Origin of the sequence: Streptomyces sp. 8L (assembly GCF_020176795.1) — a bacterium.
Lineage (GTDB): Bacteria > Actinomycetota > Actinomycetes > Streptomycetales > Streptomycetaceae > Streptomyces.
This window is the reverse complement of the sequence record NZ_JAIUKE010000215.1, coordinates 1-11,664: the sequence shown is the minus strand read 5'-3', so window position 1 is coordinate 11,664 and position 11,664 is coordinate 1. Positions and strand designations below refer to the sequence as shown.

Below are 11,664 nucleotides of genomic sequence, written 5' to 3'. Positions count from 1 at the left end.
ATAGCCGGCATCCGCCCTCTTTCCTCGGCGGGGTGCTGTCGTTGCGGGCGCCCCCCCCCCCCCCCCCCCCCCCCCCCCCCCCGCCGCGGGGGCGGGGGGCGGCGGAGCAGTCCGGGCACAGGCCGCGGAAGGTGACCTCGACGTCCGAGACCGTGAAGCCGAAGCGCTCGTCCGCGGGCAGCTGGCTGAGCGGGTCGCCCGCGGTGTGCACGTCACGGATGGTGCCGCAGTTGGCGCAGACCAGGTGCTGGTGCGGGCGGTGCGCGTTCGGGTCGTAGCGCTTGGCCTTGTGGTCGGTGGCCACTTCTATGACCTCGCCGAGCGAGACCATCTCGCCGAGCGTGTTGTACACCGTCGCCCGCGAGATCTCCGGAAGTCTGCCGACGGCGCGCGCGTGCACCTCGTCGGCCGTCAGGTGGATGTGCTCCCCGTCGAGTACCTCGGCCACCACGCGGCGCTGCGCCGTCAGGCGCCAGCCGCGCTCGCGCAAGCGTTCCAACAGGTCACTCATGGAACCAGCCTAACAGTGGGGGAACAGGTGTTCCGGGCTCGGTATGACTTTGGATGACTGCTTGACTTAGACAGTGTCCATTGTAGGATCGGGTTCGGCAAACGCCAAGGGACGGAAACTTCGCAGGAGGCGCACGTGACGCAGGGACCGCTGACCACGGAGGCCGGGGCTCCGGTCGCCGACAACCAGAACAGTGAGACCGCGGGCGTCGGCGGTCCCATGCTCATCCAGGACCAGGCTCTGCTGGAGAAGCTGGCCCACTTCAACCGCGAGCGCATCCCGGAGCGCATCGTCCACGCGCGCGGCGCCGGCGCCTACGGCACCTTCACGCTGACCCGCGACGTCTCGCAGTGGACGCGGGCGAAGTTCCTCTCCGAGGTCGGCAAGCAGACCGAGACCTTCCTGCGCTTCTCGACCGTCGCGGGCAACCTCGGCTCGGCGGACGCGGTGCGCGACCCCCGCGGTTTCGCGCTGAAGTTCTACACCGAGGACGGCAACTACGACCTCGTCGGGAACAACACCCCGGTGTTCTTCATCAAGGACGCCATCAAGTTCCCCGACTTCATCCACACCCAGAAGCGCGACCCGTACACGGGCTCGCAGGAGGCGGACAACGTCTGGGACTTCTGGGGTCTTTCGCCCGAGTCCACGCACCAGGTGACCTGGCTGTTCGGCGACCGCGGCATCCCCGCGACCCTGCGCCACATGAACGGCTACGGCTCGCACACCTACCAGTGGAACAACGAGGCCGGCGAGGTCTTCTGGGTCAAGTACCACTTCAAGACCGACCAGGGGATCAAGAACCTCACCACGGAGGAGGCCAACCGGCTCTCGGGCGTCGACCCGGACAGCCACCAGCGCGACCTGCGCGAGGCCATCGAGCGCGGCGACTTCCCGTCCTGGACCGTGCAGGTGCAGATCATGCCCGAGGCGGACGCGGCGACGTACCGCTTCAACCCGTTCGACCTGACCAAGGTCTGGCCGCACGCGGACTACCCGCCGATCGAGATCGGCAAGCTGGAGCTCAACCGCAACCCGGAGAACATCTTCGCCGAGGTCGAGCAGTCCATCTTCAGCCCGGCGCACTTCGTGCCCGGCATCGGCCCGTCCCCGGACAAGATGCTCCAGGGCCGCCTGTTCGCCTACGGCGACGCGCACCGCTACCGCGTCGGCATCAACGCCGACCACCTGCCGGTCAACCGCCCGCACGCCACCGAGGCCCGTACGAACAGCCGCGACGGCTTCCTGTACGACGGCCGCCACAAGGGCGCCAAGAACTACGAGCCGAACAGCTTCGGCGGCCCGTTCCAGACGGACCGGCCGCTCTGGCAGCCGACCCAGGTCAGCGGCTCCACCGGCCACCACGAGGCGCCCTCGCATGCCGAGGACAACGACTTCGTGCAGGCGGGCGACCTCTACCGGAAGATGACCGAGGACGAGAAGGCCCGTCTCGTCGACAACCTCGCGCAGTTCATCTCGAAGGTGTCGCGCGACGACATCGCCGAGCGCGCGGTGAACAACTTCCGTCAGGCCGACGGTGACTTCGGCAAGCGGCTGGAGTCCGCGGTCCAGGCCCTCCGCGGCTGACCCCGCTCGCCGGAAGCGGAGGAGGCCGGGCCCCGGCGGGGTCCGGCCTCCTCGTGCGTTCCGGCCTGTCCCGGCCGAACGGGTCCCTCGTGCGTCGGGGACCGTACGGTCCGAACGAGACGCGTCCCGGTTCGTACGGTACGAACGGGGTGCTCAGTAGCGCTCGTTGAGGTAGTCAAGCAGCAGGCCGTGCAGGATGCCGTTGGACGCCGCCGCGTTGGCGCTGTGCGGGCCCTTGGTGCCGTCGAGTCCGGTGAACCTGCCGCCCGCCTCCTGGACGACGACCGAGGGCGCGGCCATGTCCCAGAGGGACAGCTCGGGTTCCGCGCACATGTCCACGGAGCCCTCCGCGACCATCATGTACTGCCAGAAGTCGCCGTAGCCGCGCGTACGCCAGCAGGCCCGCGTCAGATTCAGGAAGCCGTCGAGGCGGCCCTGCTCCTCCCAGCCGCTCAGCGAGGAGTACGCGAACGACGCGTCGCCCAGCTCCGAGACGTCCGACACCCGCAGCCGGGTCGCCTGCGACAGACTGCGGCCGGTGTACGCGCCGCCGCCCCGCTCGGCCCACCACCGGCGGCCCAGCGCGGGCGCCGACACCACCCCGACGACCGGCTCGTAGCCGCCCTCGCCCGCCACCGTCAGCGAGATCAGCGTCGCCCACACCGGCACACCGCGCACATAGTTCTTCGTCCCGTCGATCGGGTCGACGACCCAGCGGCGGGCCCCCGTGCCCTGTACGCCGAACTCCTCACCGAGGACCGCGTCGCGCGGACGGGCGCGCTGGAGACTGCCCCGGATCAGCTCCTCGGCGGCCTTGTCCGCCTCGCTCACCGGCGTCATGTCCGGTTTCGTCTCGACCTTCAGGTCCAGGGCCTTGAACCGGTCCATCGTCGCGGCGTCGGCGGCGTCGGCCAGGACATGGGCCAGACGCAGATCATCGTGGTAGTCGGACATGGGCGTCACAGTACCGGGGGCCGGGGCCGTGTCCTCAAGATCTCCTCAGGCCGTGGCGGCCCGCGTCAGTGCGCAGAACCGGAGAGCTGGAGGCCGATGACGCCGACGATGACGAACGTGATCGACACCAGCTTGAGCGTGGAGACGACGTCCCCGAGGAAGATCATGCCGTAGATCGTCGTACCGGCGGCGCCGATGCCCGTCCACACCGCGTACGCGGGGCCCACGTCCAGCTTCTTCAGGGCGAGGGTCAGCAGGCCGAAGCTGCCGAGCGCGAAGCTCGCGAAGGCGATCGTCGGCCACAGCCGGGTGAAGCCGTGCGACAGCTTCAGGCAGACGGCGAAGCCCGTCTCCAGCAGTCCCGCGACCACGACCAGCAGCCACGCCATCGTCGATAGCCTCCCAGGTCCGTGACTGCTTCGTCTCGCTTGGTGCGATTATGCACTTACCAGTACGAGGACGGCGCAAACTTTTCCCGGGCGCCCCCGTTCTGCCGGCCCGTCAGACCGGCGCGGCCGGACGTGGGGACCTCGCGGGGCCGGGCCGGCCGCACGCGGGGACGTCACCGCCCGGCACCCGCTCAGTCGCCCTCGTGCCGCTCGCGGGTCGCGAGCAGCCTGCGCAGCGAGTAGAGCCTGGCCGGGTCGGCGTGCCCCTCGGCCACCCAGGCGTCCAGCGCGCAGTCCGGCTCGTCGTGGCCGCACGCGCGCGGGCAGTCCTCGGTGCCCGGCACGAGGTCGGGGAAGGCGAGGATCACGCGCGACGGATCGATGTGCGCGAGACCGAACGACCGGATGCCGGGCGTGTCGACCACCCAGCCGTCCGCCTTCGCCAGCGGCAGCGCGAGCGCCGAGACCGTCGTGTGCCTGCCCCGCCCCGTGACCGCGTTGACCAGGCCCGTGATCCGCTGCCTGTCGTCCGCGACCAGGGAGTTGACCAGCGTCGTCTTCCCGACGCCGGAGTGCCCGACGAACGCCGTCGTGCGGTCCTTCAGCAGCGCCCGCACCCGATCGGCGTCCGCGCCGCCCGCCAGCTCGTCGTGGCGCGTGACGACGTAGCGCACACCGAGCGGACGGTACGTCTCCAGCAGCGGCTCGGGCGACGCGAGGTCCGACTTCGTCAGGACCAGCAGCGGCTCAAGACCGCCGTCGTACGCGGCCACCAGCGCCCGGTCGATCAGCCGGGGGCGCGGCTCGGGGTCCGCGAGGGCCGTGACGATCGCGAGCTGGTCCGCGTTCGCGACGATCACCCGCTCGTAGGGGTCGTCGTCGTCCGCCGTGCGCCGCAGCACCGAGGTGCGCGGCTCGATCCGCACGATCCGCGCCAGCGTGTCCTTCGCGCCGGTCAGGTCCCCGACGATGCCCACCCGGTCGCCCACGACGGCCGCCTTGCGGCCCAGTTCGCGGGCCTTCATCGCCATCACGACCCGGTCCCCGACGAGGCAGGTGAGCCGGCCGCGGTCCACGGTGAGCACCATGCCCTCGGCCGCGTCCTCGTGCTTGGGCCTGATGTTGGTGCGCGGCCTGCTGCCCTTCGGGTTCGGGCGGGTGCGGATGTCGTCCTCGTCGGGGTTCTTGCCGTAGCGGCGCATCGCCTCAGACCTCCGCGACCGCTCCGGCGTCCGCCAGCATGCCGGTCCACATGCGGGGGAAGTCGGGGAGGGTCTTGGCCGTCGTCCCCACGTTCTCGATCTCGATGCCAGGGACGGCGAGGCCGAGCACCGCCGCCGCGGTCGCCATCCGGTGGTCGTCGTACGTGTGGAAGACGCCGCCGTGCAGCGGGCGCGGCCGGATGACCAGGCCGTCGGTGGTCTCCGTGACATCGCCGCCCAGCTCGTTGATCTCCTTGGTCAGCGCGGCCAGCCGGTCCGTCTCGTGCATCCGCAGATGCGCCACCCCGCGCAGCGTCGAGGGGGAGTCCGCGAGCGCGGCCACCGCCGCGATACCGGGCGCCAGCTCACCGACCGCACTCAGGTCCGCGTCGATGCCGTGGACGCGGCCGGAGCCCGCGAACGTCAGCGCCGTGCCCTCGTGGGTCGATACGATGCCGCACGATCCGCCCATCCGGGTGAACAGCGACCGCAGCGCGTCGCCGGGCTGCGTGGTGCGCGTGGGCCAGTCGGGGACGGTGACCCGGCCGCCGGTGATCAGCGCGGCGGCGAGGAACGGCTGCGCGTTGGACAGATCGGGCTCGACCGTCAGGTCCCGGCCGAGCAGCGCGCCGCTGCGTACCCGCCACACGTCGGGCTCCCCGCCGGTCTCCGGCTCGTCGACCCGCGCGCCGACCGCGCGCAGCATGTCCACCGTCATCCGGATGTGCGGCAGCGACGGCAGCGCGCCGCCGACGTTGCGCACCTCCACGCCCTGGTTGAAGCGCGGCGCGGAGAGCAGCAGCGCGGAGACGAACTGGGACGACGCGGAGGCGTCGATCCCGACCCTGCCGCCCTCCAGCGCTCCGTGGCCGTGGACGGTCAGCGGCAGCGAACCGCGGCCGTGGTCGTCGATCCTGGCGCCGAGCGCGCGCAGCGCCTTGATGACCACGCCGAGGGGCCGCTCGTAGGAGCGGGGGTCGCCGTCGAAGGCCACGGGACCGTCCGCGAGCGCGGCGACCGGCGGCAGGAACCGCATGACGGTGCCCGCGTTCCCCACCTGGACGTCCGCGGGGCCGTACAGGCCGGCCGGGATGACCCGCCACGCCTCGCCCGTGGTGGCGGCCTCTCCGGTGTCGCCCATGCCGCGCGAGGACTGCGACGACGACGAGACCGTCTCCTCGATGCCGACGCCCATGGCCCGCAGCGCGTCCGCCATCAGCAGGGTGTCGCGCGACCTCAGCGGCCGGCGCAGCCAGCCGGGCTCGGCGGCCAGGGCGGCCAGGACCAGGGCCCGGTTGGTGACCGACTTGGACCCGGGCACGGTGACCGTCGCTTCGACGGGCCCCGTGGCTCGGGGGGCGTGCCAGAGGTCGGGCTGCGCGGAACTCTCGGTCATGGCCTTCACTTTAGTGGCTGGGCACGCACGGTGATTCCTGCCAAAAGCGCCGAAACAGGGGTGTAATCCGGCCGTGATATCGCCGGAGGGCGCCGACGCGACGGGCGCCGCGGGGGGAGCGCCCCGCGAGCGCGGCGGGGCGCCGCAGGTGCAGTGGGCGCGGGGAGGCGCGGGCGCAGTGGGCGCCAGGCGCGGGGAGTCGGGCGCCGGGCGCCCTCACAGGCCGAGCAGCCAGCGCCCCCCGCCGATCAGGCAGCACAGCGACACCACGTGGAAGAGGAAGAACCACAGGCCCGCGCCCACCCCGGTCAGCCGCGCGAGCTGGTCGGCGTCCGAGTCGCCCGCCCCGCCCGCGCGCCGCTTCGCCTGGAGCTCGAAGGCCGGGCGCACGCCGCCGAGCAGCAGGAACCAGACCACCGTGTACGTGAAGGCGGCCTGCACCGCGGGGCCCGTCAGCCACGACACCAGGACGAAGGCCGCGCCCGCGACGAGCACCGTCAGCACGCCGTACGCGTTGCGGATCATGACCAGCATCGCGAGCAGCAGCACCGTCGCCGACCACAGCAGGAGCGTCGAGTGGTGCGCGGCCAGCAGCCAGGCGCCGCCGAGCCCCAGCAGCGGCGGCGCCGTGTACCCCGCGGCGGCCGTGAGGATCATGCCGAGGCCGGTCGGCCTGCCCCGGCTCACGGTCAGGCCCGAGGTGTCCGAGTGCAGCCGGATGCCGTCCAGCTTGCGGCCCATCACCAGCGCGGTCAGGCCGTGGCCGCCCTCGTGCGCGATCGTCACCGCGTTGCGGGTGATCCGCCAGACCCCGCGCGGCACCACGCAGGCCAGTGCCAGCACGCCCGTCGCCACCACCAGCCAGATGCCGGGGCCCGGCTGGGTGCCGAATATCCGGTCCCACAGATCGTCCATGGCGCGCTCCTGTCCGGGCGGGGTGCGGGGTGAGGTCCGCAGTGTGCCAAAGCCCTCTGAGAACGCCCGTGCCGGGGCCGACGCCCGCGCCCGGGCTTTGGACTCCGGGCCCGGCCATGACTTAGCGTTGCCGCAGCAGGCGCGAGGGGCGGTGGAACGGAACATGTGCGGCCGGTACGCGGCGAGCAGGGCGCCGGAGGACCTCAGGAACGCCTTCGGGATCGAGCGGTGGGACCCCGAGGAGTCGTTCACCGCCTTCGAGCCCGACTGGAACGTGGCGCCGACCAAAGAGGTCCCCGCGATCCTCGACCGCGTTCCCAGGGACGACCCCGGCGCCGGAGCGGTACGGCAGCTGCGCACCCTGAAGTGGGGGCTCGTCCCGTCCTGGTCGAAGACGCCCGACGGCGGCGCCCGCATGATCAACGCGCGGGCCGAGACCGTGCACGAGAAGACCTCGTACCGAAGGCCCTTCGCCGCGCGCCGCTGCATCCTCCCCGCCGACGGCTACTACGAGTGGATGACCGGCGCCGACGAACGGGAGCTGGAGGAGAAGGGGCGCAAGAAGCGCCCGCGCAAGCAGCCCTACTTCGTGACGCCCGCCGACGGATCGGTCATGGCGCTCGCCGGGCTCTACGAGTTCTGGCGCGACAAGACCCTGCCGGGCGACCACCCGCGCGCCTGGTGGGTCACCTGCACGGTGATCACCACCGAGGCGGAGACCGCGCCGCTCGCCGTCGCCCCCGAGGAGGGACCCCGCTCGCTGTCGGACATCCACCCGCGGATGCCGCTGATGCTCACCCCCGACCGGTGGGACGCGTGGCTCGACCCGTCCCGCACGGACGTGGAGGAGCTGCGGCCCCTGCTGGAGCCGCCGCCGCCCGGGCTGATGCGCGCGTACCCCGTCGCCACCGCGGTCTCGGACGTCCGCAACAACGGGCCGGAACTGGTCAGGGCCCTGGAAGCCCCCGAGGAGAGCACGCTCTTCTGATCCGGTCCCCGACGTGGCTCCACCGCCGCGCGCCGGTCCGAGGGACCATGGCCGCATGACCAGCCGTACCACCCTCCCCCCTGAACGCCGCACCGTCGACACCCCCGCGGGGCCCGCGAGGATCACCTGGCACCGGGCTCCCGAGCCGCGGCTCGTCCTCGCGCTCGGCCACGGCGCGGGCGGCGGGATCGAGGCGCGCGACCTGGCCGCGCTCGCCGCCGCGCTGCCGCCCGACGGCTACACCGTCGCCCTGGTGGAGCAGCCCTGGCGCGTGGCGGGCAAGAAGGTCGCGCCCGCGCCCAAGACGCTGGACACCGCCTGGCGTGCCCTGTGGCCCGCGCTCGCGGAGCAGGGCGCGCCCGTCGTCGCGGGCGGGCGCAGCGCGGGCGCGCGCGTCGCCTGCCGCACGGCCGCCGGACTGGGCGCGCACGCCGTGCTCGCGCTCAGCTTCCCGCTGCACCCGCCGGGGCGGCCGGAGAAGTCCCGCGACGGCGAACTGCTCTCCGCCGGCCTGCCGACCCTGGTGGTGCAGGGGGGCGCCGATCCCTTCGGAAAGCCGGGCGAGTACCCGGACGGCGACTTCGACCTGCTGGAGATCGCACACGCCGACCACGGCTTCGCGGTGCCGAAGCGGGCGCCTCTCAGTCAGGAGGACGCACTCGGGACCCTCACCGAGGGCGTCGCCACCTGGCTCGGCCGCCTCGGGAATGCCCGCTGAGTGACCGCTGTTGTGAGAGGCACCGGTGACGCCAGCCGGTGAACCGAGCAGGAAGAGGGAGTCCCGCCTCATGGGTTCCATCATGTGCCCGAACCGCTCCGATGCCGCGCGCCCCCGTGGCGACGGCATGGAATGGACGGTGCTGCCCGCGGCGTCGAGCACCTCCGCGCTGGGTGCCTCCGCGGCGGAGCAGCAGGCCTCGAAGCCCGATGGTCGACTATTCTCCGAGGCGAGCGGGGTCGGGTTCGGCTCCGCGACCGCATTGGAGGAGGTGGGTCCGGTCACTGGGACTGAATCAGAGACGTCAGGGACGGGCGACGGACACATCGAGGAGACCGCTGCCGAGCGCAGCGCCCGCTTCGAGCGCGATGCCCTGGGCTACCTCGACCAGATGTACTCGGCGGCCCTGCGCATGACGCGCAACCCGGCCGATGCGGAAGACCTGGTGCAGGAGACCTACGCGAAGGCGTACGGCTCGTTCCACCAGTTCCGCGAGGGGACCAACCTCAAGGCGTGGATGTACCGCATCCTCACGAACACGTTCATCAACTCGTACCGCAAGAAGCAGCGCGAGCCCCAGCGCAGTGCCGCGGAGGAGATCGAGGACTGGCAGCTGGCGCGCGCCGAGTCGCACTCGTCGACCGGGCTGCGGTCGGCGGAGGCCGAGGCGCTGGACCGGCTGCCCGACTCCGACGTCAAGAGGGCGCTGCAGGCGATCCCGGAGGAGTTCCGCATCGCCGTGTATCTCGCCGATGTCGAGGGCTTTGCCTACAAGGAGATCGCGGACATCATGGGGACACCCATCGGCACGGTGATGTCAAGACTGCACCGTGGCCGCCGCCAGCTGCGCGGGATGCTGGAGGACTACGCCCGTGACCGCGGGCTCGTCCCCGCGGGTGCTGCCGGTAAGTCGTCCGACAACGGGAAAGGCGCGGGCTCATGAGCTGCGGAGAGCCGCATGAGACGGATTGCGCCGAGGTACTCGACCACCTCTACGAGTTCCTCGACCACGAGATGCCCGAGCGTGAGGGGCACAAGCTGGAGGTGCACTTCGAGGAGTGCTCTCCGTGCCTGGAGAAGTACGGCTTGGAGCAGGCCGTCAAGAAGCTCGTGAAGCGCTGCTGCGGCCATGACGACGTGCCGACGGACCTGCGGGACAAGGTCATGGGCCGGATCGAGCTGATCAGGTCGGGCCACATGCCGGACACCGAGCTCTCCACCGGCGCCGACCCGCACCGCGCCACCGCCGACTAGCGGCGGGACGCACGGCCTCCGTCTCCGACGTGCATGAGGGCGCAGGTCTGCGTCCGCCGACGCGCGGCAGGGCGCAGACCTCCGTCGAGCGTCTGGCGCAGACCCCCGTCGAGCGTCTGTACGTGTCGACGTCCGTGCCGTTGTCACCCGAAGGTGCTAATCGGGTGCGACGGCCCGTGGCGGCGCGCCGCCGTCACTAGCCTGTCCCGAACCTGACCCGTTCTCCGGCCCCGGCTGCTCCGCGCACCCGGTCGCGTCCGGAGCGCGGGGACGACGAGGGGCGGGGGGACGCCGTGAAGGTCATTCCGGGTGCGGCGCGCGCCTGTATCGCGGCCGCGGTGCTGGTAGCGGCCGCCTGCGTACTGCCCGCCGCCCTGACGGCGGAGACTCCCTGGCGAGCGGTGCTGCCGCTCGCCCTTCTCTACGCGCTCTGCGAGGCGCCGGCGCCCGCGTGCGTCCGGCTGCGGGCCGCGGGCGGCGCGATGGACGCCTCGGCGCCGGTCGCCCCCGGATCGTTCTTCCCCGTCCTGCTCGCCGCGGCCTTCCTCCTCCCGCCGTCAGCCGCCGCGCTGGTCGCCGTGCCGGGCGCGCTGCTCGGCCGCGTGGAGCGGCGCCCGTACGCGGCCCGCAGGATCTGGCGCGCCGCCCAGCTCGCGCTGGCGACCTGGGCCGCGGCCCGCGCCCAGACGGTCCTCGGCGGCCCGGTGGCGCTCGGCGGCGGGGGCTACGGCCTCACCAGGCCCGACTTCCCGTACGTCCTGCTGCCTGCGGGTGCCGCGGCGCTCGTCTTCTGCCTGGTCCTCACCGCGCTCGACGGGGGCATCCTCGCCGCGGCGGAGCGGGTGCCGGTGCGCGCCGCCTGGCGCGGGCTGCTGCCGGGCTCGCTGGCCGCGCACGGCGTGCACGCGCTGGCGGGCCTGATGATGGCGGTCCTGTGGCGCAGCTCCTACGGGCCGCTGTCGTCCCTGTTCGTGATGCTGCCCATGTCCATCTCCTGCTGGGTCTTCGCGCAGTACCACCGCGAGCGCGCCGCCCACCGGGCCACGATCAGGGCGCTCGTCCAGGCCGTCGACATCAAGGACAGGTACACGCGTGGCCACAGCGAACGGGTGGGGCGCGCCTCCGCGATGATCGCCGCGGAGCTCGGCATGGACCGGGACCGCCTTGAGGTGCTGCGCTTCGCGGGGATTCTGCACGACGTGGGGAAGCTGGGCGTGCCGACGCGCGTCCTGCGCAAGGAGGGGCCGCTCACCCCGCAGGAGCGGCGGGTCATCGAGCTGCACCCCGAGTACGGGCACGAGATCGTGCGCGGCATCGTCTTCCTCGGCGAGGCGCGGTCCGCGATCCTGCACCACCACGAGCGGATGGACGGCAGCGGCTATCCCCACGGGCTGCACGGCGACGAGATCCCCGAGGTCGCCCGCGTGGTCGCGGTCGCGGACGCCTTCGACGCGATGACGTCGACCCGCTCGTACCGCAGGGCGCGGCCGGTGGCGACGGCGGTCGCGGAGCTGCGGCGGTGCGCGGGCAGCCAGTTCGACCCGGCGATGGTCGGGGCGCTGGTGCGGGCGCTGGCGCGGCACGGCTGGGAGACGACGGTGACGGCCGACGAGACGGGCACCGGCCCGGCGGCGGCCCGCCCCGCCCTCGGCGCCCCGCGCGACGGCGCCGCGCGGGGAGAACCGGGTTCCGGGCCCGCCGCCTCAGGCCCCGCCGCCTCCGGAGCCGGCCCCTCGGATGCCGCCACGAG

General features: G+C 72.7%; 11 protein-coding genes and 1 pseudogene. 6 read left to right on the top strand and 6 right to left on the bottom strand.

Features of this window, described 5'->3' with window-relative positions; translation table 11 throughout:
• Positions 1 to 97 precede the first annotated feature (97 nt).
• Positions 98 to 511 (bottom strand): annotated as a pseudogene (locus tag LCE31_RS19185) (Fur family transcriptional regulator); the annotation flags it as partial.
• A 135-nt stretch (positions 512 to 646) separates the two neighbouring features.
• Here LCE31_RS19185 and LCE31_RS19180 point away from each other — a divergent pair.
• The gene (locus LCE31_RS19180) at positions 647 to 2,098 is read left to right on the top strand and encodes a catalase (RefSeq protein ID WP_225015771.1); all 1,452 of its coding nucleotides are present in this window, start codon (positions 647 to 649) and stop codon (positions 2,096 to 2,098) included.
• Between the two features lie 153 nt (positions 2,099 to 2,251).
• Here LCE31_RS19180 and hisN read toward each other — a convergent pair whose 3' ends face one another.
• From hisN to LCE31_RS19155, 5 genes are all read right to left on the bottom strand, one after another.
• On the bottom strand, positions 2,252 to 3,052 hold the full coding sequence (gene hisN / locus LCE31_RS19175) for a histidinol-phosphatase (protein WP_225015769.1): 801 nt from the start codon (positions 3,050 to 3,052) through the stop codon (positions 2,252 to 2,254).
• Positions 3,053 to 3,117: 65 nt separating this feature from the next.
• Positions 3,118 to 3,441 carry a DMT family transporter gene (locus LCE31_RS19170; protein ID WP_225015767.1) on the bottom strand — a complete coding sequence of 108 codons (324 nt, stop codon included), beginning with the start codon at positions 3,439 to 3,441 and terminating at the stop codon, positions 3,118 to 3,120.
• A 191-nt stretch (positions 3,442 to 3,632) separates the two neighbouring features.
• The gene (gene rsgA, locus LCE31_RS19165) at positions 3,633 to 4,643 is read right to left on the bottom strand and encodes a ribosome small subunit-dependent GTPase A (protein ID WP_225015765.1); all 1,011 of its coding nucleotides are present in this window, start codon (positions 4,641 to 4,643) and stop codon (positions 3,633 to 3,635) included.
• Between the two features lie 4 nt (positions 4,644 to 4,647).
• Positions 4,648 to 6,039: a 3-phosphoshikimate 1-carboxyvinyltransferase gene (gene aroA / locus LCE31_RS19160; protein WP_225015763.1), complete on the bottom strand. Its 1,392-nt coding sequence runs from the start codon at positions 6,037 to 6,039 to the stop codon at positions 4,648 to 4,650.
• Positions 6,040 to 6,255: 216 nt separating this feature from the next.
• Positions 6,256 to 6,954 carry a M50 family metallopeptidase gene (locus tag LCE31_RS19155; RefSeq protein WP_225015760.1) on the bottom strand — a complete coding sequence of 233 codons (699 nt, stop codon included), beginning with the start codon at positions 6,952 to 6,954 and terminating at the stop codon, positions 6,256 to 6,258.
• 163 nt (positions 6,955 to 7,117) lie between these two features.
• On the opposite strand from LCE31_RS19155, the gene LCE31_RS19150 reads away from it, so the two are divergent.
• From LCE31_RS19150 to LCE31_RS19130, 5 genes are all read left to right on the top strand, one after another.
• A complete protein-coding gene (locus LCE31_RS19150; RefSeq protein WP_225015758.1) occupies positions 7,118 to 7,942 on the top strand; it encodes an SOS response-associated peptidase in 825 nt (274 codons plus the stop codon).
• A 55-nt stretch (positions 7,943 to 7,997) separates the two neighbouring features.
• Positions 7,998 to 8,660 (top strand): alpha/beta hydrolase family protein, encoded by a 663-nt coding sequence (locus tag LCE31_RS19145; protein WP_225015757.1) that lies wholly within the window; start codon positions 7,998 to 8,000, stop codon positions 8,658 to 8,660.
• A 271-nt stretch (positions 8,661 to 8,931) separates the two neighbouring features.
• Complete coding sequence (locus LCE31_RS19140; protein WP_225015776.1) at positions 8,932 to 9,603, top strand: sigma-70 family RNA polymerase sigma factor; 672 nt, start codon at positions 8,932 to 8,934, stop codon at positions 9,601 to 9,603.
• Complete coding sequence (gene rsrA, locus LCE31_RS19135; protein WP_225015755.1) at positions 9,600 to 9,914, top strand: mycothiol system anti-sigma-R factor; 315 nt, start codon at positions 9,600 to 9,602, stop codon at positions 9,912 to 9,914. The genes LCE31_RS19140 and rsrA overlap by 4 nt, the downstream gene beginning before the upstream one ends.
• Positions 9,915 to 10,207: 293 nt before the next feature.
• Positions 10,208 to 11,664, top strand: a 1,457-nt coding sequence (locus tag LCE31_RS19130; RefSeq protein ID WP_225015753.1) for an HD-GYP domain-containing protein, incomplete at its 3' end; no start/stop codon positions are given.